At 64.7% G+C, this 25,080-nt stretch carries 22 protein-coding genes; 7 read left to right on the top strand and 15 right to left on the bottom strand.

All coding sequences use genetic code 11. From position 1 onward, the window contains the following. Positions 1-97 precede the first annotated feature (97 nt). Positions 98-670, top strand: a complete 573-nt coding sequence (locus tag AC05QJ_RS02045; protein ID WP_476745346.1) for a hypothetical protein — start codon at positions 98-100, stop codon at positions 668-670. Here the strand turns inward: AC05QJ_RS02045 and AC05QJ_RS02040 are convergent. The 3 genes from AC05QJ_RS02040 to AC05QJ_RS02030 form a co-directional block, all read right to left on the bottom strand. Then, positions 663-1,868 (bottom strand): tyrosine-type recombinase/integrase, encoded by a 1,206-nt coding sequence (locus AC05QJ_RS02040; protein ID WP_476745344.1) that lies wholly within the window; start codon positions 1,866-1,868, stop codon positions 663-665. The two genes, AC05QJ_RS02045 and AC05QJ_RS02040, sit on opposite strands and share 8 nt — an antisense overlap. 218 nt (positions 1,869-2,086) lie before the next feature. Continuing rightward, entirely contained in the window at positions 2,087-2,968 is an 882-nt protein-coding gene (locus AC05QJ_RS02035; RefSeq protein WP_476745343.1) for an OmpA/MotB family protein, read from the bottom strand. Then, positions 2,965-3,789 carry a motility protein A gene (locus tag AC05QJ_RS02030; protein WP_476745342.1) on the bottom strand — a complete coding sequence of 275 codons (825 nt, stop codon included), beginning with the start codon at positions 3,787-3,789 and terminating at the stop codon, positions 2,965-2,967. Before AC05QJ_RS02030 ends, AC05QJ_RS02035 begins: the two co-directional genes overlap by 4 nt. 253 nt (positions 3,790-4,042) lie before the next feature. Here AC05QJ_RS02030 and AC05QJ_RS02025 point away from each other — a divergent pair, with 253 nt between their 5' ends. Both AC05QJ_RS02025 and AC05QJ_RS02020 read left to right on the top strand, forming a co-directional pair. Next, the gene (locus tag AC05QJ_RS02025; RefSeq protein ID WP_476745341.1) at positions 4,043-5,095 is read left to right on the top strand and encodes a flagellin N-terminal helical domain-containing protein; all 1,053 of its coding nucleotides are present in this window, start codon (positions 4,043-4,045) and stop codon (positions 5,093-5,095) included. Between the two features lie 171 nt (positions 5,096-5,266). Continuing rightward, on the top strand, positions 5,267-8,623 hold the full coding sequence (locus AC05QJ_RS02020; RefSeq protein WP_476745340.1) for an O-linked N-acetylglucosamine transferase, SPINDLY family protein: 3,357 nt from the start codon (positions 5,267-5,269) through the stop codon (positions 8,621-8,623). Between the two features lie 117 nt (positions 8,624-8,740). Here AC05QJ_RS02020 and AC05QJ_RS02015 read toward each other — a convergent pair whose 3' ends face one another. The 12 genes from AC05QJ_RS02015 to fliE form a co-directional block, all read right to left on the bottom strand. Further along, entirely contained in the window at positions 8,741-10,063 is a 1,323-nt protein-coding gene (locus AC05QJ_RS02015) for a UDP-glucose dehydrogenase family protein (protein ID WP_476745339.1), read from the bottom strand. A gap of 96 nt (positions 10,064-10,159) precedes the next feature. Continuing rightward, positions 10,160-10,852 (bottom strand): RNA polymerase sigma factor FliA, encoded by a 693-nt coding sequence (locus AC05QJ_RS02010; RefSeq protein ID WP_476745338.1) that lies wholly within the window; start codon positions 10,850-10,852, stop codon positions 10,160-10,162. 130 nt (positions 10,853-10,982) lie between these two features. Next, a complete protein-coding gene (gene flhA / locus AC05QJ_RS02005; RefSeq protein ID WP_476745337.1) occupies positions 10,983-13,076 on the bottom strand; it encodes a flagellar biosynthesis protein FlhA in 2,094 nt (697 codons plus the stop codon). Next, positions 13,073-14,242, bottom strand: a complete 1,170-nt coding sequence (gene flhB / locus AC05QJ_RS02000; protein ID WP_476745336.1) for a flagellar biosynthesis protein FlhB — start codon at positions 14,240-14,242, stop codon at positions 13,073-13,075. The genes flhA and flhB overlap by 4 nt, the downstream gene beginning before the upstream one ends. A 123-nt stretch (positions 14,243-14,365) precedes the next feature. Further along, on the bottom strand, positions 14,366-15,226 hold the full coding sequence (gene motB, locus AC05QJ_RS01995) for a flagellar motor protein MotB (RefSeq protein WP_476745335.1): 861 nt from the start codon (positions 15,224-15,226) through the stop codon (positions 14,366-14,368). Next, positions 15,223-16,101: a flagellar motor stator protein MotA gene (gene motA, locus AC05QJ_RS01990; protein WP_476745334.1), complete on the bottom strand. Its 879-nt coding sequence runs from the start codon at positions 16,099-16,101 to the stop codon at positions 15,223-15,225. Before motA ends, motB begins: the two co-directional genes overlap by 4 nt. Positions 16,102-16,179: 78 nt before the next feature. Next, positions 16,180-16,746, bottom strand: a complete 567-nt coding sequence (gene flhC / locus AC05QJ_RS01985) for a flagellar transcriptional regulator FlhC (RefSeq protein ID WP_476745333.1) — start codon at positions 16,744-16,746, stop codon at positions 16,180-16,182. A gap of 3 nt (positions 16,747-16,749) precedes the next feature. Next, positions 16,750-17,085: a flagellar transcriptional regulator FlhD gene (gene flhD / locus AC05QJ_RS01980; protein WP_476745332.1), complete on the bottom strand. Its 336-nt coding sequence runs from the start codon at positions 17,083-17,085 to the stop codon at positions 16,750-16,752. A 320-nt stretch (positions 17,086-17,405) separates the two neighbouring features. Next, a complete protein-coding gene (locus AC05QJ_RS01975) occupies positions 17,406-17,771 on the bottom strand; it encodes a flagellar protein FliT (RefSeq protein WP_476745331.1) in 366 nt (121 codons plus the stop codon). 8 nt (positions 17,772-17,779) lie between these two features. Beyond that, entirely contained in the window at positions 17,780-18,175 is a 396-nt protein-coding gene (fliS, locus tag AC05QJ_RS01970; protein ID WP_476745330.1) for a flagellar export chaperone FliS, read from the bottom strand. Between the two features lie 24 nt (positions 18,176-18,199). Continuing rightward, complete coding sequence (fliD, locus tag AC05QJ_RS01965) at positions 18,200-19,600, bottom strand: flagellar filament capping protein FliD (RefSeq protein WP_476745329.1); 1,401 nt, start codon at positions 19,598-19,600, stop codon at positions 18,200-18,202. Positions 19,601-19,721: 121 nt separating this feature from the next. Beyond that, positions 19,722-20,039 (bottom strand): flagellar hook-basal body complex protein FliE, encoded by a 318-nt coding sequence (gene fliE, locus AC05QJ_RS01960; RefSeq protein WP_476745328.1) that lies wholly within the window; start codon positions 20,037-20,039, stop codon positions 19,722-19,724. A gap of 250 nt (positions 20,040-20,289) precedes the next feature. On the opposite strand from fliE, the gene fliF reads away from it, so the two are divergent. The 4 genes from fliF to fliI are packed head-to-tail and all read left to right on the top strand — an operon-like array spanning position 20,290 to position 25,060. After that, on the top strand, positions 20,290-22,002 hold the full coding sequence (fliF, locus tag AC05QJ_RS01955; protein WP_476745327.1) for a flagellar basal-body MS-ring/collar protein FliF: 1,713 nt from the start codon (positions 20,290-20,292) through the stop codon (positions 22,000-22,002). After that, positions 21,995-22,993, top strand: coding sequence for a flagellar motor switch protein FliG (fliG, locus tag AC05QJ_RS01950; RefSeq protein ID WP_476745326.1), 999 nt, complete (start codon positions 21,995-21,997; stop codon positions 22,991-22,993). The genes fliF and fliG overlap by 8 nt, the downstream gene beginning before the upstream one ends. Further along, positions 22,980-23,681 (top strand): flagellar assembly protein FliH, encoded by a 702-nt coding sequence (locus AC05QJ_RS01945; protein WP_476745325.1) that lies wholly within the window; start codon positions 22,980-22,982, stop codon positions 23,679-23,681. The genes fliG and AC05QJ_RS01945 overlap by 14 nt, the downstream gene beginning before the upstream one ends. Then, positions 23,678-25,060: a flagellar protein export ATPase FliI gene (gene fliI, locus AC05QJ_RS01940; RefSeq protein WP_476745324.1), complete on the top strand. Its 1,383-nt coding sequence runs from the start codon at positions 23,678-23,680 to the stop codon at positions 25,058-25,060. Before AC05QJ_RS01945 ends, fliI begins: the two co-directional genes overlap by 4 nt. Positions 25,061-25,080: the final 20 nt, after the last annotated feature.

Genomic DNA, 25,080 nt, shown 5'->3' with positions numbered 1-25,080 from the left:
GTACGTGTCAATACACGCATTGCATGCATCGACACGCATTGACGGACAGTGCGCCGCTCGTATAATTTGCCGCCATCCAGGTAGGAGCACAGAGACCATGGCCAAGAAACCAGCCCGCAGCCGAACTCAGACATTATCTTTACGGACCAGTCCACAGACTCGTTACGCGCTGGAGAAGTCGAGCGTGCTATTTCGACAGTCAATGACAGAAGTTATCGAGCGAAGCGTTTCGCTGATGATGCAAAATGAGACTTTTGATTTGCCAGAGTGGGTAGATCCAGTCTTTGAAGAAAAAACAATTACCCTTCAAAGAGTCGTCTCGCTAACTTGGCATGAAAATGAAGTCATTAGAATATTGCGCACTGCAATCATTGCCCCGGCATTGCTTTCATCCGACGAGGCATTCGTCGCAATAGCTTTTTTCAACAAGGTTCCATATCGATTCGACAAGGATGTAGAGGCAGGATTCTGGGGTGAGGACGACCCATTTGAAGGCGTGGAAATGTCTGAAAAATACTACTCAGAGGTTCCAAAATTCAACATAGAAAAATGCATTTCTATGCTGGGAAAAATTAAAGAAAGTTCCGGAATGGCTGAAATAGATTTAGGGTTGGCATTCAGAGGAACGCTGGGCGACATGCGTAGGCTCAAATCTATACCGATCATATAATCATCTCAACGGCCGCCGCCTTGCTGTCTGGCGCAAGGTGCGCGTAGCGCAGCGTCATGGCTATATCAGAGTGCCCCAGCAGCTCCCGCACGGTATTAAGCGGCACGCCAGCCATGACCAGCTTGGACGCGAATGTGTGGCGCAGATCATGCCACCGAAAACCCTCGATCTTTGCAAGTTTCAACAGCCCATACCAACTCTTTTTCACATTGTCCAGTCGGCCACCTTCCTTGCCTGGAAATACATATCCGGATTTCCGGGCGTGTTGATCGCGCCAGCACTGTAATACTTCAAGCGCTTCTTTGTTCAATGGTATATGGCGCGTCTGTCCAGACTTGGAAGTTTCACCCTCTACGGTCAGCACCTTCCCCTTGAAGTTGATATCAACCCATTGCAGGTTGAATACCTCACCACGGCGCATGCCAGTATTGATGCTGAGTAAAACCAAGGGCTTCAAGTGATCCGCGAAAGTTACTTCGTGCAAGCTTTGCATAAGCTCTTTATTGCGCTCTTTGCGCCACAGATTCGCACTATCACGCTCGGCCCTGATGCCCTCCTCCCGCGTATCCATGGCCTGGCGCAGATCGGCCAGTTCCTCGGTCGTCAGGAAGCGGATACGGCCCTTTCGATCGGTCTTGAGGCGGCGCAGCTTGGCCAGCGGGTGCTCAGGCAAAACGCCCCACTCGACAGCCCTGCTCAGCAGCCCCTTGATGCGCTGGATATTCCGATTGGCGGTCGCGGGCGTATTTCCCCCGTCCACCCAGGACACCCGCAGGCGCTCGACACGGCGGTGGTCAATCTCTTCAAGTTTGAGAGGAAGCAGATCGGCGAAGGCCGACCGGATGGCACGCACGCTGTTCACATGGTCGCGGTGGTGAACCCTGGCCCAAGGCTCGAATTGCTCCACCAGGAAAACCTCAAGTGTTGGCATACTCGCGCCAGCGCGGGCCCGGGACACTGCCAGCGGCTCGCCATGCTCATGAGCTTCGGCAAGGTACTGCAACGCCTCCTTGCGCGCTCTATCGAGCGTTAGCACGCCTACACGGCCCAGGGTCTTCTTCTTGCCTCTGGCCCAGCGAACGACATAGCTCTTGTGGCCCGCCGCCGTGACACGTACAAACAAGCCGCTCACGGCGGTGTCGTGGACTTCGTAGGTGCTGCCGGTTGTCTCCAGGCCGCCAAGCAGTGATAGGGTCAATTTCGCTTTCATTGGTGCCGTGGGTGCATAGTGGGTGCAAATTTCACTATACGGGCCATCATCGGAAGACACAACTGGACAATAAAGCCCAGCTTTTACTGGGCATGGCCCGTAAACGCTGGACTTCCTTTCACGCTCCGAAGGCAGGGGTCGTGGGTTCGAATCCCGCCGAGTGCGCCATCTACGAGAAGGCCCCGTGAGAAATCACGGGGCCTTTTTCATTGGGGCTGTTGCTGCTCCAGCGTCAACTCCACCCGCCGGTTCAGCGCCCGTCCTTCCTCGTTCCCGTTATCCCCCAACGGCTGCGTCCCGGCCAGCCCCACCGCCGTCAACCGTCCACTCGCAATCCCCTGCTGCTGCAGATACCGCACAACACTGGCTGCCTGCGCCCCGGACAGTTCCCAGTTCGACGGATAGCGATCATTGCGAATCGTCCGCGTATCGGTGTGCCCCGCCACAGTGATGCGATGAGGGATGCCGCGCAGCACCTGCGCCAGACGTTTCAGAGCGTCCATGCCACGGGGGTCGAGGTCGGCCTGGCCGCTGGGGAACAGGATGCTGCTGTCGATGCGGAAGCTAACGCTGCGCTCGTTGCGGATGACTTCGATATCGCCGCCCAACTGGTCCAGCGGCAGTTCCGCCAGCGGGTTGGCAGGCTCTTCCACTATCGGCGCCTCGACGACCGGCGCCACGTCGGCTTCGACCGCAGGCGGCTCGGGTTCGGGCACAGGTTCGGCAATCACCGGCGGCACCCGCAGCAACGCGCCCGGCGGCTCGATCCGGGTCAGGCCGGCGATGTCCAGGACATGCGATGGCCCTGGCGCAGTGTCTATCGGTGGATGCCGGGCGATCAGTGCCTGAGCCAACATCGCCATGAGCATGACCAGCAGCACCGTGATCAAATCGAGGTAGGTCAGCATCCAGCCGTCGTTGTCGCCGTCCGCCGGCGGCAGGTCCGGCCAGGTCGAGGTCACGGCCGAGCGCTTGAGGTTGCACTGGCGCTCGCGGGCCCGCGCCAGTTCCTGTTCGAGGTTGCGCTGGTGCTCCAGCCAGTGGCGGTGGTCGGCCTGGCGGTTGGCGGCGATCTCGGGCAGGCTCACGGGCGCCTCCGCCATACGGTCAGCAGCGGCCGGCCCGTGCGCTGGGCGGCTTCGCCACGCAGTTCGTCATGGTAGTGGGCGACGAAGCACTTGAGGGTTTCGCGCATCAGGCCGGGGCTGCGCTTGCGGGCCATCATCGAGATGCCCTGCAGGATCATGTTCATCACCACCACACGCCGCTCGGTGCGCCGTTCTAGCTTCACCGCGATGGGCTTGCACAGCAGGTTGGCAAGCAGCAGGCCGTACAGGGTAGTGGTCAGGCTCATCGCCATCTGCCGCCCGACGTTGCCGATATCGCCGTCACCCAGGACGAACACCAGGTTCACCATCCCGACCAGCGTGCCGAGCATGCCGAACGCCGGCGCATAGCCCGCCATCACCCGGAACAGCTGCGCCTCGGCGTGTTCCTTGGCCCGCAGCCGGGCGATGCGCCATTGCAGCAGTTCGAGGATGTCGTCTTCGGCAACCTGGTCCACCAGCAGTTGCACGCCCGAGCAGAGAAACGGATTGCGCACCTCGGCCAGGGCGTTCTCCACCCCGCGGCTGTCGCCGTCGTTCCAGCGCCGGGCCAGGCCCACCAGTTCTTCGATGATCGCATCGGCCTGCTCCCGCTCGGAACGCAGCACGGTGGCCAGCAGGCCGGGAATCGCCCGCACTTCGGCCATGGGGTAGCTGATGCAGGTGGCGGCGAAGGTGCCGCCGAGGACAATGCCGAGGCTCGGCAGGTCGAGAAGCAACGCAGGATGCTGCGCCGAGAACATCAGCAGCACGCTCAGCAGAAAGAGGCTGACGAGCAGGCCGATCAGGGTCGATGTGTTCATGGGGTTCCGGTGACGGCAGCCGGCCGTTGACTAGGGTGGCCGCTGTTATAGCGCCAGCGGGGCGCCGGCAAAGGGACTAACACAGGCACTTTTGTCGATGAGTTTGGGCGACGGCAGCCGGCGGAAAATTTTTTCGCCCCGGAACTAAAGGTGGGTTTTCGCAGCGCCGATGTTCGCGCTGTCAGCAAGACGAAGGCGCTCTGCGCCAGATCCGTGTTTGTCATCAGTGCCCAACCACGAAAGGAAACGCAAAATGTCCGTCATCAATACCAACATCACTTCGCTGATCGCCCAGCAGAACCTCAGCGCCTCGGAAAACAGCCTGAGCACCTCCATCGAGCGCCTGTCCTCGGGCCTGAAGATCAACAGCGCCTCCGACGACGCCGCCGGCCAGGCCATCGCCAACCGCATGAGCTCGCAGATCACCGGTCTGGAGCAGGCGAGCAGCAACGCCAGCGACGGCATTTCCCTGGCGCAGACCACCGAAGGCGCGCTGGACCAGGTCAACGACAACCTGCAGCGTATCCGTGAACTGGCGGTGCAGGCAGCCAACGGCACCAACTCCCAGTCCGACCTGCAATCGATCCAGGATGAAATCACCCAGCGTCTGGACGAGATCAACCGTATCTCCAGCCAGACCTCGTTCAACGGCGTGGACGTACTGTCGTCCAACCAGAAGATCAGCATCCAGGTCGGCGCCAACGACGGCGAGACCATCGAGATCGACCTGAAGGAAATCAACGCCACCACCCTGGGCCTGGGCGATTTCAACGTCAACGGCTACGACACCACCCTGACCGCCGTCACCCTGAACGACGCTTCGGGCACCGCGATCACCTCCACCAACACCAGCTACGTCGACAGCTCGGGCACCACCGTCAGCGGCGGCACCCTGTCCCAGGACGCCGACGGTGACTACTTCCTGACCGTGGGTGGCAAGACCTACGCCGCCGAAGTCACCAAGACCACCAGCGGCAGCACCACGACCGCCACCATCACCATCGATACCGAGAACGAAGTCAGCAAGAAGTCCACCAACACCCTGACCGCGCTGGACAACGCGCTGAACACGGTGGACTCGATGCGTTCGGACCTCGGTGCGATCCAGAACCGCTTCGACTCGGCGATCACCAACATCTCCACCACGGTCACCAACCTGACGTCTGCCCGCTCGGGCATTCAGGACGTGGACTACGCCACCGAAGTGTCGGCCATGACCAGCGCGCAGATCCTGCAGCAAGCCGGTACCTCGGTGCTGTCCCAGGCCAACTCGATGCCGCAGCAGATGTTGTCGCTGCTGCAATAAGCCAGGTCGTTGCACGCCTGGTTATTCAAGAAGGGCGCGGCGCAAGCCGCGCCCTTTTTTTGTCGCCAATCCGCCTAATGCCGGGCTTGCACGGCGGCTTATCGGCGCTTTGACCGCCCCGCCACGGCGCTAGCATTCGAACAAGCTCCCCTTCGCCACAGGCCGTTCTTCATGTCCAAGACCCACCGCGCCCGTCCGCCCTATTCCCGCAACGCGGCCCCTGTCGATCTCGCCCAGGCGCGCCGGCTGTGCGAACGCCGACCCGAGGATGCCGGCGCCTGGCAGACTCTGGGCAATCTGCTGCTGAGCGCCGACCCGCAACAGGCCCTGAGCAGCTTCGAACAGGCCCTGCACCTGCGCCCGGACGACCCGCAAGCCCTGGAGCTGGTGGCCAAGGCCGCGCAGAAACTGGGGGATGCCGAACGCGCCGAGAACCTCGCCAACCGCGCCCTGGACCTGGCGCCGGGGTTCGTCCCGGCCCATCACCGGTTGGCCACACTGCACTTCGAAAAAGGCCAGTTCGGCCTGGCGCTGGAGCACATCGACCAGGCGCTGCAAGGCCAACCACACCATTGCCGGATGCTGTCGCGCAGGGGGCTGATCCTCAACCGCCTCGACCGCCACGGCGAAGCCATCGAGGTGTTCGAGGCCCTGATCCAGCGCGAACCGAACGACTACAGCCACTGGAACAACCTGGCCAACCTGTACAAGGACATCGGCCAGCTGCAACGGGCGGACGAACACTATTGCCGGGCCACGGAACTGGCCGGGCGCAAGGACGTGCTGCCCTACTCCAACCGCCTGACCACCCTGCACTACGACCCGCTGCGCAGCCGCGATTACATCTTCGAGGTGTGCAAGGAATGGCAGACCCGCTTCGGCCCGACCACGGTGCCACCAAGGCCGCAGCCCGACGACCTGTCGCCGGACCGTCAGTTGCGCATCGGCCTGGTGTCCGATGGTCTGCGCCAGCACCCAGTGGGCAACATGATCGTCGGCGTGCTGGAACGGCTACCGGCGCATCAGTTCCAGCTCTTCGCCTACAGCAGCAGCCAGGTCAGCGACCACCTGACCCGGCGGATCCGTGCACGCGTGCAGGACTGGCGGCCGATCCGGCACATGGACGACCCGCAACTGGCGCGGCAGATCCGCGATGACCGCATCGACATCCTCATCGACCTCAGCGGCCACAACGCCGGCAACCGCATGGGCACCATGGCGCTGCAACCCGCGCCGCTGCTGGTGAAATGGGTCGGTGGCCTGATCAACACCACCGGCCTCGACGCCATCGACTACCTGCTCAGCGATGCGATCGAGTCGCCGCCGGGCGAAGACGCCTTCTACACCGAAAAACTGATCCGCCTGCCCGACGACTACATCTGCTACGACCCGCCGCCCTATACGCCAGATGTCCGGCCGCTACCGGCGCTGGCCAACGGCTTCGTCACCTTCGGCTGCTTCAACAACCCGACCAAGGTCAACGACGAACTGCTGGGGCATTGGGCCGACCTGCTTCACGCCGTGCCCGATTCGCGCCTGCTGCTCAAGGGCGGCGCCTTCGCCAACCCGGAACTGCGCCAGCATGTGCATGACATTCTTGGTGAGCGCGGCATCGCCGCCGAGCGCGTGATGGTCGAGGGGCCGGTGGGCCACAAGAGCCTGCTGGAAAGCTACAACCGCGTGGATATCGCCCTCGATCCCTGGCCCTACTCCGGCGGCCTGACCACCTGCGAGGCGCTGCTGATGGGCGTGCCGGTGGTGACCCTGCCCGGCCCGACGTTCGCCGGCCGTCACTCCGCCACTCACCTGGTCAACGCCGGCCTGCCGGAGCTGGTGGTGGACAGCTGGGAACACTACGTACAACGGGCCGCCGGGCTGGCCCGCGACCTGAAGAACCTCGACCTGATCCGCAACTTCCTGCGCCGGGTGCTGATGGATTCGCCGGTGTGCGACAGCCAGCGCTTCGCCGGCCACCTGAGCACGGCGCTGCGGGCGATCTGGCAGCGCTACTGTGCGGCGCAGCCCGCAGCGGCCCTGACCCTGGACAAACAGGGCCGGGCCTTCTTCGAGGGCGACATCGACGCCGTGATTCTCAGGCATCCGCCGGCCCCCGCAGCGGACGAAGGTTTCAGCTTCAGGTTCCAGGGGCGCATCATCACCCTCGACCACGGCGCCACCCTGCTGGCGACGCCGCGCTTCGTCAGCCTGCAGCGCCTTGGCGTGCTCTCGACCATCGCCTTCGACCCGGCCAGCCGCATCGGCAATGCCAAGCAACTGGCCCAACTGGGCGAGCTGCACTACTACCCCAACACCGCCCTGGGCAACGGCCAGCCCACGACATTGCGCGCCTGCCTCGACCCGGCACTGAGCGCCACCCTGGAGCCTCTGGCCAGCCCGCAGGTGCTGGCGAGGCTGCCACTGGCGACGGTTCGCCCGGATGCGATCGAGGGGCTGCAAGGGGTGGACTGGCTGCTGCTGGACAACCTCAACGACAGCATCGCAATCCTCGACCACGGCACCCGCCTGCTGGCCGATACCCTGCTGGTGCAGGCGCGGATCAGCTTCGTGCCGACCCATGCCCGGCAGCCCGACCTGACCAGCCTCAGCCAGCGCCTAGCAGCGCTCGGGTTCGTGTTCCACCGGCTGCACAACCTTCAGCATCAGGACCTCGCCGCGTCGGGCTTCGCGGCATCGCACCTGGTGTGCGCCGATGCCGTGTTCCTGCCGGACGCCCAGCGCCTGGCCAGCCTTGCCGAGAACCCGCGGCGCAAGCTGGCCTTCCTGCTGCACACGGTGTACGACGCCAGGGACGTGGCCCTGCAACTGCTCGGCAACCTGGGCGAAGACGCCGCGGCGCGTTACGTGCGCCACTGCCGCCTTGAATCGACCCGCCCCGCCGGCCCGGTGCCCGAGGCTCCGGTTGCAGAGGTGCCGTTCGAAGAACCGCAACTGACCTTCCCGACGGAGGTGGGGCGTTATGTGCGCAAGCGCTACACCGAGGCCTCGGTGATCCTCGAGTACGGCAGCGGCGGCTCGACCCTGCTGGCCGGGCGCATGCCGGGCAAGACCGTGTTCTCGGTGGAAAACGACCTGCGCTGGGCACAGGGCATGCAGCGCTGGATCGAAGATGCCAACCTGCCCTCGCCGCCGCGCCTGTACCCGGTGAATGTCGGCCCGACCGGCGCCTGGGCGCGGCCGAAGAATGCCAGTGCGTGGAAGCGTTTTCACACCTACCCGCTGCAGATCTGGGACGAACCGTTCTTCGAGGCGCCGGATGTGATCCTGATCGATGGTCGCTTCCGCATCGCCTGCTTCGTCACCGCCTTCCTGCGGGTACGCAAGCCGACCATCGTGCTGTTCGACGACTATCTGGACCGACCGCATTACCACGTGGTCGAGCGGCTGGCGAAGCCGACCGCGCATGTCGGGCGCATGGCGCGCTTCGACCTGCAGCCGCTGGCGGAGGTGCCACGGGATGAGTTGACCTGGCTGGTGGCGAGTTACAACGAGGTGGCGTATGCCAGTTGAGTAGTTGTTTCTGACGGCCTCATCGCTGGCAAGGCCAGCTCCCACAAGGGCCGGTGAGTCCAGTACCTGTGGGAGCTGGCCTTGCCAGCGATGAGGCCATCAGCAGCACCAGAAGAATCAGCCCCGCCCGACAGCCAGGTAGGTCAACCCGGCATTCGCCGCCGCACGCGGCTCATAGAGATTGCGCCCGTCGATCACCACCCCAGCCCGCAACTGCTGGCGCAACCAGTGAAAATCGACACTGCGAAACGCCTTCCATTCGGTGCAGATCACCAGCGCATCCGCCCCTTCAACCGCCTGCTTGCGATCCCCGGCCAGCAGCAGATCATCGCGCTCGCCATACAGCCGCCGGCATTCACCCATGGCCTCGGGATCGTAGGCCTGCACCCGCGCACCGGCCTGCCACAGCGCTTCCATCAGCTCGCGGCTCGGCGCGGCCCGCACGTCGTCGGTATCGGGCTTGAACGCCAGCCCCCAGACGGCGATGGTCTTGCCCCGCACCTGGCCGTTCAGGGCACGCTCCAGCTTTCTGAACAACGAAGCCTTCTGTCGCTGGTTGATGGCCTCGACCGCGCTCAGCAGTTGCGGGTCGTAGCCGACCTCGCGGGCACTGCGGCTCAGGGCCTGCAGGTCCTTGGGAAAACACGAGCCCCCATAGCCGCAGCCCGGATAGATGAAGTCGTAGCCAATACGCGGGTCGCTGCCGATCCCGTGGCGCACTTCCTCGATATCCACCCGCAGGTGCTCGGCCAGGTTGGCCATTTCGTTCATGAAGCTGATCTTGGTCGCCAGCATGGCGTTGGCCGCGTACTTGGTCAGCTCGGCGGCCCGCAGGCTCATGAACATCAGTTTGTCGTGATGCCGGTTGTAGGGCGCGTAGCACTCGCGCATCAGCCGCCTGACCACCTCGGAGTCGGTGCCGACGACAATGCGTGCGCCGCGAGTGAAGTCGTCGATGGCGGCGCCTTCCTTGAGGAATTCCGGATTGGAGCAGACGTCGAATGGCAGCTTGCGTCCCCGCGCCGCCAGCTCGGCGGCAATGGCGCACCGCACCCGCTCACCCGTTCCGACCGGCACCGTGGACTTGCCCACCACCACCTTGTAGTCGTCCATGTGCCGGCCAATGTCCCGGGCCACCGACAGCACGTACTGCAGGTCGGCCGAGCCGTCTTCGTCTGGCGGTGTACCGACGGCGATGAACAGCAGTTCGGCGAAGGCGACCGTCTCGGCAACGTCCGTACTGAAGCGCAGGCGACCGGCCCGCAGGTTGGTATCGACCAGGGTCTTGAGCCCCGGTTCATGAATGGGAATTTCACCCGCATTGAGCAGTTCGATGCGCCAGGGATCGATGTCCATGCACAGGACGTCATGGCCGACATCGGCCAGGCAGGCGCTCGCCACCAGGCCCACGTATCCGGAACCAAACACGCTGATTTTCATGACTTCCCCAGAGATCAGAACAGGCCGTCAGGCTAGCACCGGGCCCTGTGGACAAAGCCCGGGATAAGCCCGTCGCAGCGGCGTATTTCCGCTCGCTCAGTCCGCCAGTTTCGAGCGCAGGCGGGCGATGGCCTGGCTGTGCAACTGGCACACGCGGGACTCGCTGATATCCAGTACCAGGCCGATCTCGCGCATGTTGAGTTTTTCCTGGTGATACAGCGCCATCAGCAGCCGCTCGCGCTCGGGCAGGGTGTCGATGGCGCGGATCAGGCGGCCGCGGTTGCGGTCTTCCAGCAGTTCGTTGAAGGGGTTGCGGCCCTGGGCTTCGGACGTGTCCAGCAGCTCTTCGTTCACCAGGTCGATGGGCAGCATCTGGCTGCCGTTGGTGTCGCAGAGCAACTGGTGGTACTCGGCCAGCGACAGGCCCATGGCCGCCGCCACCTCGCGCTCGCTGGCCGAGCGCCCCAGGCGCTGTTCCAGGCTGGTGAGGGTATTTTCCAGCAACCGGGCATTGCGCCGGACGCTGCGCGGCGCCCAGTCGCGGGTGCGCAGCTCGTCGATCATGGCGCCGCGGATGCGGTGCACGACGAAGGTGCCGAAGGTGGTGCCCTGGCTGTTGTCGTAGCGGGTGATGGCGTCGAGCAGGCCGATGCTGCCGGCCTGGATCAGGTCGTCGAGGTCGATGCTGGGCGGCAGCCGGGTCTTGAGGTTCAGCGCATGACGCTTGACCAAGGGCAGGTACTGCTCGAGCAGCTCCTGCTGGTACATCCTGCCTTGTGCCGTATACATCGTGCGTGCCTGTGAAGAACAAGAGGGGTCGCGAACCACGTCGGGATTATCGGGGCAGGGTCTGACGCGGCATGCGTGGAAAAACCACCTGATTCGGAGGGTATTCGGGGTTTAGCCAGCGATGGCCCCATCAGGCCGAAGGCGCGCCGATGATGCTGGTGATACGCAAGGTGCGGTCATCAGGGATCTCGCTCAGCGCAATCACCGTCAGTTGCCGCAAGCGCCGGCGCAGGAAGCGCGCCAGCACCTGGCGCAGGCGGTTGGGTACCACCAGCACCGCCGGGTCGTTGCCTAGTTCCTGGCGCTTGAGGGCCTTGGTGGTTTCCTGCATCAGGGTGTCGGCCAGGCTCGGCTCCAGCGCGCCGCCATTGCCCACCGCCTGCATCACCACCTGCTCCAGGTTGAAGTCGAGGCCGATCACCCGCAGCTCCGCCTTGTTGCCGAAGTACTGGTTGACGATGGAACGTCCAAGCGCCACACGCACCACAGCCGTCAGCTCCTGGATGTCCGGCGGCTGTTGCGCACCGCCGTGTTCGGAGAGCGCGTCGAGGATGGTGCGCAGGTCGCGGATCGGCACGTTCTCTTCCAGCAGGTTCTGCAGGATCCGCTGCAATTGGGTCAGGGTCAGCAGCTTGGGCACCACCTCTTCCACCAGGCCCTTGCTGTCGCCGCCCAGCTTGTCCAGCAACTTCTGCACCTCGCTGCGGCCGAGCATGTCCTTGGCGTGCTGGTGCAACAGGTGGTTGAGGTGGGTGGCGGCCACGGTGCTGGCGTCCACCACCGTGTAGCCGTAGATCTGTCCGTGCTCGCGCAGGCTCGGGTCGATCCAGATGGCCGGCAGACCGAACGCCGGGTCCACGGCCTCCTTGCCTTCCAGTTGCCCGGTGACCTTGCCCGGGTTGATCGCCAGCCATTTGCCGGGGTAGATCTCGCCACGCCCGACTTCCACGCCCTTGAGGCTGATGAGGTAGGTGTTGGGCGCCAGCTCCAGGTTGTCACGCACATGGATCACCGGCGGCAGGAAGCCCATGTCCTGGGCGAATTTCTTGCGCAGGCTCTTGATCCGCGTGCTCAGCTCGCCCTGCTGGCGCATGTCCACCAGCGGAATCAGGCGATGGCCGACCCGCAGGCTCAAGGTGTCCACCAGGCGCACGTCGTCCCAGCTCGCCTCGCTGCTCTGCACCGCCGCCTTGGGCGCCACCGCCGACGCCGGCTTCGGCTCCGCCTGCTGTTCCTGTTTCGAGAACCACCAGCCCAGCCCGCCAAGCAGCGCGGTCAGCAGCAGGAACACCAGGTTGGGCATGCCCGGTACCAGGCCCAGCAGGCCCATCACACCGGCGGTCATCATCAGCATCTTCGGCCGGCTGAACAGTTGGCCGATCATCTGCCGGCTGACGTCTTCCTCGGTGTTGACCCGCGACACCATCACACCGGCGGCGATGGAGATCACCAGGCCCGGAATCTGCGCCACCAGGCCGTCGCCGATGGTCAGCATGGTGTAGGTGTGGGCGGCGTCGGCGAAGCTCATGCCGTGCTGCAGCAGACCGATGGCCAGACCGCCGATAACGCACACGGCCATGATCACCAGACCGGCCACGGCGTCACCACGCACGAACTTGCTGGCACCGTCCATGGAGCCGAAGAAGTCGGCTTCCTGGGCGACTTCCTTGCGCCGCCGGCGGGCTTCAGGCTCGCCGATCAGACCGGCGTTGAGGTCGGCGTCGATGGCCATCTGCTTGCCGGGCATCGAGTCCAGGGTGAAGCGCGCACCCACCTCGGCAATACGCCCGGCGCCCTTGGTGATGACCATGAAGTTGATAGTCACCAGGATCAGGAACAGCGCCAGGCCCACGGCGAAGTTGCCGCCGACGAGGAATTCGCCGAACGCCTCGATCACCTTGCCCGCCGCATCGGTACCGGTGTGGCCGTGCATGAGGATCACCCGGGTCGAGGCGACGTTCAGCGACAGGCGCAACAGCGTGGTGAACAGCAGCACCGACGGGAAGGCGGAGAAGTCCAGCGGCTTCTCGGTGAGCATGCTGACGATCAGCACCATGATCGCCAGGGCGATGTTGAAGGTGAACAACAGGTCGAGGATGAAGCTCGGCAGCGGCAGGATCATCATCGACAGGATGAGCACGATCAGCACCGGGCCGGTCATGATCTTCAGGTCGGCGCCTGCGGGCCAGGCATCGCGGCGCAACAGGGCGTTCAGGCCTTTCATGGGTGGGGTGGGTCCTCAGCGGGTTTGGGGCGGCGTCCCGGCCGGTCCATGCCGTCGGGGACATCCAGGTTGTGCGGGACGGGCGGCATCGGTCCGCCATATTCGGCAACGCGCTTGAGGCGGATGGCCCAGGCCACCACCTCGGCAACGACGGTGTAAAGCTCCATGGGGATCTGCCGGTCGAGATCGACGTGGAAATACAGGGCACGGGCCAGTGGCGGCGCCTCCAGGATCGGCAGCTCATGTTCCTCGGCAATCTCGCGGATGCGCAGGGCCACCGCGTCGGCACCCTTGGCGACAACCCGCGGTGCGCCGTCCTTGTCCTTGCGGTAGCTCAGGGCGACGGCGAAGTGACTGGGGTTGGTGACGACCACGTCGGCCTTGGGCACCTTGCTCATCATCCGCCGCCGCGCGCGGGCTTGCTGCAGACGGCGGATGCGCGCCTTGACGTGGGGGTCGCCGTCGGAATTCTTGTGCTCCTGGCGTATTTCTTCCTTGGACATGCGCAGGTTCCTGGCGTAGGTCCAGAGCTGGTACGGCGCGTCCATGCCGACCACCACGATCAGCGCCGCCACGCAGGTGGCGCAGGCTTTCGCGGTCAACGCCATCATCGTCACCAGCGCCTGCTGGGGCGGCAGTTTCGGCAAGCCCAGCAGTTGGCCGAGGTGGCTGTCGAGAAACAGATAAAGCACGGTGCCGATCAGTGCGGCCTTGGCCACTGCCTTGGCCAGTTCTACCGGCACCTGCATGGAAAACAGCCGCCCCAGCCCGCTCACCGGGTTGACCCGGGAAAAGCGCGGCTTCAGCGCCCCCAGGGTGATAACCAGCCCACCGAGCAAGGCGGGCGCCACCAGCGCGGCGAAAACCATCAGGGCGAAGAACGGCACCAGCGCCAGCAGCGCCGACTGGCCGAGGTTCCAGCCGCTGGCGAGCATGCGCGAGGTGTCGAAGAGCTGGCCACGATCGAACAGCAGCCCACGCTCGACGATGCCGCCGAGGCGGTCGTACAGGTGTCCGCCCATGCCCCACAGCCCACCGACGCCGGCCAGCAGCATGATGAAGGTGCTCAATTCACGGGAACGGGCGATCTGCCCTTCTTCCCGGGCTTTCTCGATGCGCCGGGGCGTGGCCGCTTCCGTGCGGTCTTCGGTGCTGGTTTCGGACATGAGACAGGCCTTGCTGTACGCCAGGGGCGCAACGCGGCCCTGTGGGAGCGGCACAAAGTGATTGGGCTATTGTGCGTAGCCGGTGCCGCTGTCGAATCGCCAAAAACCCGCGCTAATCCCGCCTTATTGCCCCGATTGCCCAGCCTGCGGCGCGGTGAACTCTTCCTGGTTGAGGATCCGCTCCGCCACCTGGCTGTCCAGCACGATGATCTCGATCCTGCGGTTCACCGCATCGAACGGGCCGGCGCCGTGGAAGAGGATGCGATCGGACATGCCGGACACCCGCAGCAGCTTCTCCGGGTCAAGCCCGCCGGCCACCAGTTCCTGGCGCGACGCCTTGGCCCGGTCGGCGGACAGGTCCCAGTTGCTGTAGCCGGCCTCGCCACCGGAGTACGGATGGCTGTCGGTGTGGCCGCTGATCTGGATACGGTTGTGCAACTCGTTGAGCACCGGCGCGAAGGTGCGCAGCAGTTGGCTCATGTACGGCGCGACCCGGGCGCTGCCCAGTTCGAACATCGGGCGCTTGTCGGTATCCAGCAATTGCACCCGCAGCCCCTCGGGGCTGAGTTCGATGGCGATCTGCTGCTTCAGCTCACTGAGTCTGGGGTCGCGCTCCACCGCGCTTTCCAGGCGCTGCTTGAGCGCTTGCAGGTGCCGCCGCTCCTCGCTGGACAAGCGTGTGGGCCGCCGCGCCTTGCGCGCGGTTTCGCCCTCGGAGACGCTCGGGTTGGTGCCCCCGCCAGGAATCGCGCTGGTACTGGCGGAGCTTTTGTCGCCGTTGCTCATGGCCACCAGCAACGGTGTGCTGAAGTATTCGGCGATGGCGTCCTTGTCGCTCTTGCCGGCGTTGGACAGCACCCACAGCACCAGGAACAGCGCCATCAGCGCGGTCATGAAGTCGGCGAAGGCGATTTTCCAGGCACCGCCGTGGTGGCCCTTGGCGGCCTTTTTCTTGCGCCGGATGATCAGCGGCTGTTCGTTCATGCGGTGGCCACCTCAGGTCGGGCGCCGCCGCCGCGCACGAAGGTTTCCAGCTCATCCGCGCTGGGCCGCTCACTGATATGCAGCGCCTTGCGGCCGAACTCCACGGCCAGTTGCGGGGGGATGCCCTGCTGATAGGCGAGCAGCGTGACCCGCAGGCAATGCAGCATCTTCACCGACTCGGCGGTCTGCCGCTCGATGCGGCTGGCCAGCGGCGCGACCACGCCGTAGGCGAGGTAGATGCCGAGGAAGGTACCGACCAGCGCGTGAGCGATCATCAGGCCCATCATGTCCGGACCGACATTGACCGCGCTCAGCGCCTTAACCACACCCAGCACCGCGGCGACGATGCCAAACGCCGGCAGGCCATCGCTGACCTTGTACAGGGCATCCGATGGCAGGTGCGCCTCGTGCTCGAACTCCTCGATTTCGTGCTGCATCAGTTCGTCGAGTTCATGGGCCTGGATCGACAGGCTGATCAGCACCCGCAGGTAGTCGACGACGAAGCCGAGCACCAGCGGGTCGTCCAGCAGCCTGGGGTACTGGGAAAACACCGGGCTTTCCCGCGGGTTGTCGATGTCCCGCTCGACCGCCAGCAGACTTTCGCGCCGCGCCTTGCTCAGCAGGTTGTACATCATCGACAGCAGGTCCATGTAGAACGCCTTGTCGTAGCCGGCGCTGCGCCTGAACTTCGAGACCGCACCGAACGTGGCACGAATCGCCTTGCCGTTGTTGGCGGCAATGAAGGCGCCCAACGCGGCCCCGGCGATCATCAGCAACTCGGTAGGCTGGTACAGCGGGCCCAGGCTGCCACCGGACAGCACGAAGCCACCGAACACCGAAGCCAGCGCCACGGAAAGGCCTATCAGAATGAGCATGTCGCCGCTCCTCAGGTTCCAGTGAAAGACCGCTGAAGATCGGCAACGGCGAGGGGCGACTTGAGAAAACCTGGCGGATTATCGCTGCCGGACGGGCCGCAGGCTGTCGAGGTCGTCGGGCTCGAGCTCGCGACGCTTGAGCGTCTTGCCGGCCCGGGAGGGTGGCTGGCAGATGCCGCAGACGTAGTTCTGCTTGGGTGTATGCGAGTGGGCGATGAAGTCGCCGCTGCAGCAGGAGCAGCGAATCTGTTCGAGCATGCCGTTCTCGACGAAGCGCACCAGGGTCCAGGCCCGGGTCAGGCCCAGCACCCGCTCGCTGTCGGGGTCGCCGGCGTGTTCCATGTACAGCCGATAGGCCTTGATGAAGGCGTCGATACGGTGCCCGCCGATCTCCAGCATGCTGCGGTAGATGCTGTAGAACAGTGACGAATGGATGTTCGGCAGCCAGGTCACGAACCAGTCCGTGGAAAACGGCAGCATGCCCTTGGGCGGCGGCGCGCCTCGGACTTCCTTGTACAGGCGGATCAGCCGCCCGCGACTGAGGGAGGTTTCGGTTTCCACCACCTGCAGGCGAGCGCCCAGCTGGATCAGCTCGATGGCCAGATGCACCTGTTGCATCTCGGCAACCAGACTTTTCTCCGACATGGTTCAGCCACCGCTGCTGAGCAGGCCATCGGAACGGTCGGCGGCCGCCATCAGCAGGGACGTGTGGATTTCGACCATGCCCAACTCCCGGGAGTTGTCGAGGGCCCGGGAAATACGTTCGGCTTCTTCGAAAATCGGGCGACAGATCAATTGATTGATCCGCGACAACTGGGTCATCTGCTTGCTGCTCAACTTGATCAGCAAGTCCGCCATGTTTTCGCTGAGTTTCAAACGGAAGATCGCTACTTCACGATCCTTGCGCAACAAGTTCTGAGCCAGCAGCAGATAGGAAAGATTTAATTCCTGAATATCCGCCAGGTCGGTATTGGTGTTTGGCAACTTTCTCCCCTCCCCTTTTTTCGGTAGTGACTACCGCTCCGACTTGCCACAGCGTTTCGGCCAACCACGTTCGAGTCCATGGTCGAAATACCGGAGCCTCTAGGTCGGGCATTTCCGGTGCGCTTTTTGCTGTGGGCAGTCGCTTCTGTCGAGATTTCGACGCACCTTTTCAGTGCGCCGAAAAAATAATTTTTCTTCCTAAAGTATCAAGTGCTTCGTTCGATAACAGATAGGGGCAGATCTTTATTTGTATATTCAAGCGAGTTTACAAAAGCCTTACATTTCGCATTAGTTAGCTTGCTCATGATGGCTTAATGTCCCTACTGGCACAAGCGCTGGGTCAGCGGGATCACTTGCCCACCGCCTACGCGATAAGCACCGTCCAGCTGGCCTTTTTGCCGGGCGACACGCATTAGTTGGCCGAGGTAATTCTGTCGGTCTTGCAGAAAACTGCTGACCCGTCCGTCCAGTTCGAGAATTTCGCTGATCAGTTCAAGTTTGCGCAGTTGCCCGGTGTCGTCGAGCTCGGTCTGGCTTTCCGCGCGACGCAGGCTGGCGGCATCGAGCAGCCCCTGCGACTTGAGCGCGAAGATGCCGTCCCAGTCGGCGTTTTCCGCGCATTCGAGCATGCGACGGGACTGCTCCAGCAGTCTTTCGTAGGCAGCGATCACTTGTGCTTGCAGCATATCTAGCGTTATTCCTCGATTTGCGGGCCAATTGCGCTCCACGCCGAAGCGATGGGGCCCAACAGCTCCGCGGCGGCATTCAGGGAGGCTTCGTCGTTATCCAGATTGGCGCGCAGCAGCAGGCGCACGACGAAGTCGTAGAGATCGTCGAGTTGCCTGGCGATGTCGCCGCCCTGTTCCAGGTCCAGGGCCCCGCGCAACCCCCGGCTGACGATGTTGATCGCCCGGGTGATCGCCTTGCCCTTTTCCGGGATGTTGCCCGCCTGCATTTGCAGCCGGGCCATGCGGATCGCGGCCTGGTAATGATCGAACAGCATGCTGATGCGCTGATGGGGCGAGGCGGCAAGAATGCCGCTCTCCAGCCCTACCCGCGCATAGGCGCTGGCGTCGCGGGACGAGATCATGGTGCGGGCTCCCGGGGGCAAACCTTAACTGTCACTGTTGAGCGCCTCGAACTGGCTGGTGAGGTAGTCGGCGGTGGAATTCAGCGTCGAGATCAGGGTGTCGAGCTGGGTGAACTCTTCCCGCCAGCGCTCCATCTCGGAATCGATCAGCGCCTGCTTCTCTTCGTAGCGCTCTTCGAGCCGTTCGAGCTTGGACTCCAGGCTGTCGGTCTTGGCGGTGATCAGCCCGGTGTCTTCGTCGAGGTAGTTGTCCAGGTCTTCGGTCATGCGGGTAATGAAACCGCCGGTCTTGCCGTCGCCGATAAAGAACTCGGACACCGCGTCGATGTTGTCTTCCAGGGCGCTTTCCAGCTTGTCGTCGTCGATCGACAGGGTGCCGTCCGACTCCAGGCCGATGCCCAGTTGCGACAGGTAGGTAAAGGTGCCGCTGCCGATCTGGCTGTAGAGGTCACTGGCAAGCTCCGTGCTGATGCGCCGGGTGGTGGAATCGCCCAGCAGTTCCCCGGAGCTGCCGGAGTCGGCGTCGTAGGCGGTCAGCGTATCGACGGTGGAAACGAAGTCGTTGTAGGCGTCGACGAAATCAGTGATCGCATCGAGGATCTTGTCGGTGTCGCGCTTGATGGTCAGGGTCTGCGACGCGCCGGTGGCGGTCAGGTTCAGGGTGACACCCTGCAATGCATCTTCGACCGTGTTGCTCTGACTGCTGATAGCGATGCCGTTGATGGTCAGCTCGGCGTTCTTCGCTGCCACCGTCTCGGTCATGTTGCCGCTGCCGTCGCTGTAGCCGAACAGCGAGGACGCCAGGTCGCTGCTGTCGTCGCTGCTGTAGCTGACGGTCATCTCGGAGCTGGTGCCGGTGCTGTTGGAGGTCAGTACCAAGCGGTAAGGGCTGTCGCTGCCGTCGTTGACCAAGGTCGCGGTCACGCCCGCGTCCGAGGCGTTGATGGCATCGCGCAGGCCCTTGAGGGTGTTGTTGCTGCTGTCGAGGGTAATGGACACTGCGTCGCCACTGCCGACCTGCAGCGTCAGCGTGCCGGTGCCCAGGGTGCTGGTGAGGTCGCTGATGCCGGTGGTGGCCAGGCTCTGGGCCTGCGCCAGCTGGGTGACTTCGATGCTGTAGCTGCCGGCCACCGCGTCACTGGAGGTGGACACCGACACGCCGCTGCCGGAAATGCTCGTGGCCAGGCTCTGGTACAGGCTGGAATCGGCCAGCGCCTCGGCCGCTGTCTGCAGCGCATTGAGGGCGCTGGTCAGGGTGCCGTAGGCCGAGATTTCGGCTTCGACCGCGGTTTCCTGGGTGGTGATCGGAGTCAGCAGGCTGGCGGTCTTCGACTCTTCCAGGCTTTCCAGGATGCTTTCCAGATCGAGCCCCGAGCCTACGCCCAGTGAGGTGATGGTTGCGGTAGAACTGGTGGTCGTCGTCATGTGAGTGTCCGTCCTGATGAGCTTCGCGGGCCGCTTTCCCCTGCGCGGGGTGCCGTCGGGCGCAACATCGGCAATCGCCGGGTGCGTCTTTAGGGGCCTGACCTCGACAACGAAAAAAAATCTAGACCTGCATCGCCATCACATCTTTGTAGGCGGTGAGCAGGCGGTTGCGCACCTGCACGCCCATCTGGAAAGCGACACTGGCCTTCTGCGAGTCGGCCATGACTTCGCTGAGCGACACTTCGCTACTGCCTGCCTGGAACGCATTGGCCTGGCGGCCGGCGGTCTGCTGCAACTGATTGATGCGCTGCAACGAGCTTTCCAGCTCGCCGGCAAAACCGGTGGCGAGCTGCCCGCTGCGCACCGCATCCACGCCCTGGGCCTGGTCGGCGAGGCTGTTCATCTGTTGCAGGGCATCGACGAGGGCCTGGCTGGTCATGGCGTTGAAGCTCGTGGTTGGCGGATGCGCGCAGATTAACAAGCAAGCCGCCCTGCGAATCCGCCCAATTGACCGCAAAACAGTGGGCTTTTCCGCCCTTTGCCCGCTGACGGCTTCACCAGAATGATGCCGAGCCCATCCTGCCTGGACCTCCGCGCCAACCCGCCGGCGGACGGCGGGGTCGATTACCACTGCCAGCGGACTCTGTGATGCTCCTCTTCCCGGCCACAACCTCAGCTTCGAGGTGCTCGTGACTACTGCTGCCCAGGCCAAGGGCACGAACAAGAACCTGCCGATCGCCGCCCCGGCCCGCCCCCTGGATGCGCTGGCAGCGCTGTTGCGTGGCCGCCCGATGCTGCCACTGATGCTGGCCGGGGCCGCAGCCGTGGCGGTGCTGGTGGCGTTGCTGCTGTGGGCGCGGGAGCCGGAGTACCGGGTGCTGTTCTCCAACCTCGGCGAGGCGGACGGCGGGCAGGTCATCAGCGAGCTGGACAAACGCAACGTGCCATACCGGCTGAGCGAAGGCGGCCACACCATCATGGTCCCTGCCGAGCGGATGAACGCCCTGCGCCTGCAACTGGCCGAACAGGGCCTGCCCAAGGGCGGCAACGTCGGCTTCGAACTGCTCGACAAGCAGGCGTTCGGCATCAGCCAGTTCGCCGAGCACCTCAACTACCAGCGCGGCCTGGAAGGCGAGCTGGCGCGCACCATCGAATCCCTCGGCCCGGTGTCCCGCGCCCGGGTCCACCTGGTGATGGCCAAGGACTCGGTATTCGCCCGCGACCGCGAAGCCGCCCGCGCCTCGGTCACCCTGACCCTGCAGCCGGGCCGCGAGCTGGGCGAAGGCCAGGTCAGCGCGATCATTCACCTGGTGACCTCCAGCGTGCCCGAACTGTCGGTGGACGGTGTCACCGTGGTCGACCAGAACGGCCGCCTGTTGTCCCGCAGCCACGCCGGCGACGGCCTCGATGGCTCGCAACTGGACTACGTCAGCGAGGTGGAGCGCACCTACCAGCGGCGCATCGAGGAGATTCTTGCGCCCCTGCTGGGCAGCCACAACGTCCACGCCCGGGTAACGGCGCAGATGGACTTTTCCACCCGCGAGAGCACCGCCGAACGCTACGCCCCCAACCAGGACGCGAAGAACGCCTCGGTGCGTAGCCAGCAGACCTCCGAGCGCATGGCGCAAGGCGGCGACAGCGGGCGCGGCGTGCCCGGAGCCCTGACCAATTCGCCACCGAACACGCCGCCGCCGACCAAGGCCAATGCCCCGGCCAACAGCACCAGCGGGAGCGAGACCGCCAGCTCCGGCGGCGAATCCGGCAAGCCGCTGCAGACCGAGCGCATGGTCAACTACGAGGTCGACCGCAATATCGAGCACGTCAAAACCAGCGTCGGCGGCCTGGAGCGCCTGACGGCGGCGGTGGTGGTCAACTACAAGACCGTGATCAAGGACGGCACCCCCACCAGCGAGCCGCTGAGCAAGGAAGAACTGGCCGGCATCAACGACCTGGTGCGCCAGGCCATGGGCTTCAGCGAAAGCCGTGGCGACACCCTGCAAGTGATCAACAGCCCCTTCGTCGAAGAGCAGCAGTCCCTCGACGAACTGCCGTGGTGGCGCACCCCGGAAGCCTACAACCTGACCATGGGCGTGCTGCGCTACCTGCTGGTGGCCTTCGCCGCCCTGACCCTGTGGAAGATGGTGCTCAAGCCCATGCAACGCCGCGCTGCCGCGTCGTCTGGTCGCGAGCTGATGGATCTGGACGACGGCGACCTGGACATGGCCCCGGCCAGCCGCGGCAGCGACAACCTGGTGGTCGGCCAGGACGGCGCGGCGCGTCCCGCCCTGCCGCGCAAGTCGGCGCTTTACGAACAGAACCTGGAGAGCCTCAAGCGGCTCGCCGGCGAAGACCCGCGCCTGGTGGCGATGATCGTGCGAGGCTGGATGAAAAAGCATGAGTAGCAAAATCAGTGGCGCGCGGCGCAGCGCCATCCTGCTGTTGTCGCTGGACGCCGACAGCGCCGCCGAAGTGTTCAAGTTCCTGCCGGGCGAGGACGTCGAGACCATCAGCCTGGAAATGGCCCGGCTGAGCCAGGTGTCCCATGAAGAAATGCGCCAGGTGCTGGCCGAGTTCATGGACGAGACCGAGCAGTACGCCGCCATCAGCATCCAGAGCAGCGACCATATCCGCGCCGTGCTGACCAAGGCCCTGGGCAGCGAGCGCGCCGCCAGCCTGATCGACGACATCCTCGAAACCACCAACACCGGCTCCGGCATCGACAAGCTCAACCTGATGGAAGCGCCGGTGGTGGCCGAGATGATCCGCGACGAGCACCCGCAGATCGTCGCCACCATCCTCGTCCATCTGGAACGTCACCAGGCCTCGGCGATCCTGCAACTGCTCCCGGAGCGGCTGCGCAACGACATCGTCCTGCGTATCGCCACCTTCAGCGGCGTGCAGCCGGTGGCGCTGCACGAACTCACCGAAGTGCTGGGGGTCATGCTCGACGGCCAGAGCCTCAAGCGCAGCAAGATGGGCGGCGTGCGAGCGGCGGCGGAGATCCTCAACCTCATGGCCTCCAGCCAGGAATCCTCGGCAGTCGAGTGCCTGCGCGGGCACAACGCGGACCTGGCGCAGAAGGTGCTCGACGAAATGTTCCTGTTCGAGAACCTCGCCGACGTCGACGACCGCAGCATCCAGACGCTGCTGCAGAACATCGACAGCAACTCCCTGGCCATCGCCCTCAAGGGCGCGTCGGCACCGCTGCTGGAGCGCTTCATGCGCAATATGTCGCAGCGGGCCTCGACCCTGTTCCGCGAGGACATGGAGGCCCGTGGCCCGGTGCGCATGTCGCAGATCGAGAACGAACAGAAGACCATTCTGCAGGTGGTCCGGCGCCTGTCGGAAACCGGCGAGATGGTGACGGCGCGGGGCGACGATGCCTATGTCTGAATCGCTGGCGCACTGGCAGCCGTGGCGCATGGAGCCGTTGGGCACCGATGCGCCCGCCGTTGACCCGGCGGACATCGCCCGCCGCGAACTGCAACGCCGCCGCGCTGCCGAGCAACGCCTGGAACTGCAGCGCCAGCGCGAACAGGCGCTGGACGAGGCGCGGCAACAGGGCCATGCCGAGGGCCGGCAGCAGGGTTACGACAATGGACTGGCCGAAGGACGCGAGGCGGCTGCCGAAGAACTGCGTCAGCAGGTGAAGCAGACACTGGGACCGCTGCGCGCCCTGTGCCTGAGCTTCGACGCCGCGCTACGCGAGGTGGACGGCCTGCTTGCGGTGCAGGTCGGCAAGGTCGCCCTCGACCTGGCGGGGCGTCTGGCCGGTGAAGCGCTTGCGGTACAACCCACCCAAGTGGAAGCGCAGGTGCGGCAGATGCTCGCCAGTGACCCCGAACTGGCCGGCAAGCCACGCCTGAGCCTGAACCCGGACGACCTGCCCTGGGTGGAGAGCAGCCTGGGCGAGGAACTGCACGCGGCGGGCTGGAGCCTGCACGCCGACCCGAGCCTGCTGCCCGGCGGCTGCCGGGTATCGAGCAAGGCCGGCGAGCTGGACGCGACACGCCAGACCCGCCAGGCCCTGTTCGAGGGCAATGGCCAGTGGCTGCTCGACCAATCCGGCACGCCCCAATGATCACCGACAACCCGCACCTTCAGCGCTGGGGCCGCGGCCTGCAGACCCTGGCCGAGGAACTGCCTGCTGTACCCGCCTACCGCCGCAGCGGGCGTATCACTCGCGCCACCGGCATGGTGCTGGAAGCGATCGGCCTGCGCCTGCCGCTGGGCGCGGGTTGCCGGATCGAACGACTGCCCGGGAGCGGAGCCGCCGGTTTCGCCGAAGCCGAGGTGGTCGGCTTCGCCGGCGAGGTGCTGTACCTGATGCCGCTGGAGGAGATCCATGGCCTGCAATCCGGCGCACGGGTCTTCGCCCTGGCCGACGAGCCCGGATCCGGCGACGGCGGGCGCCTGGTGCCGCTGGGCCTGGACCTGCTCGGCCGGGTGCTGGACAGCAGCGGCACTCCCCTCGACGGCAAGGGCCCGCTGCTGGCAACCCGTCGCGCCAGCCTGCACGGCCAGCCGATCAACCCCCTGCAACGGGCGCCCATCGATCGCCAGATCGATGTCGGCATCCGCGCCATCAATGCCCTGCTCAGTGTCGGTCGCGGCCAGCGCCTGGGCCTGTTCGCCGGCTCCGGTGTGGGCAAGTCGGTATTGCTCGGGATGATGGCTCGCTACACCCGCGCCGACGTGGTGGTGGTCGGCCTGATCGGCGAGCGCGGCCGCGAGGTCCAGGACTTCATCGACAGCATCCTCGGCGAAGAAGGCCTGGCCCGCTCGGTGGTGGTGGCCGCGCCTGCGGACGCCTCGCCGTTGCAGCGCCTGCAGGGCGCCGCCTATGCCACGCGCCTGGCCGAAGACTTTCGCGACCAGGGCAAGGACGTGCTGCTGATCATGGACTCGCTGACCCGCTACGCCATGGCCCAGCGCGAAATCGCCCTGGCCCTGGGCGAGCCGCCGGCAACCAAGGGCTACCCGCCGTCGGTGTTCGCCAAGCTGCCGAAACTGGTGGAGCGCACCGGCAACGGCCCCCGTGGTGGCGGTTCGATCACCGCGTTCTACACCGTGCTCAGCGAGGGCGACGACCAGCAGGACCCGATCGCCGACTCGGCGCGGGCGATTCTCGACGGACACATCGTGCTGTCCCGTCATCTGGCCGAGGCCGGGCATTACCCGGCCATCGACATCGAGGCCTCCATCAGCCGGGCGATGAGCGCCATCGTCAGCGACGTGCAGCAGCGCAAGGCGCAGCGGCTCAAGCAGGCGCTGTCGCGTTACCAGCGCAACCGCGACCTGATCGGCGTCGGCGCCTATGCGCCGGGCCACGACGCCCAGCTCGACCAGGCGGTGAAGCTGTACCCGCATATCGAACGCTTCCTGCAGCAGCGGACCCACGAGCGCAGCGCGATGGAAGACACCCTTGCCGGGCTCAACCTGCTGTTTCCCGGCAAATGACCCTGACCAGACCGAGGTAG

This window comes from Pseudomonas sp. TUM25319 (assembly GCF_056388475.1).
Note: the sequence above shows the minus strand (reverse complement) of the source record. Positions and strands in the feature narration are given on the sequence as shown.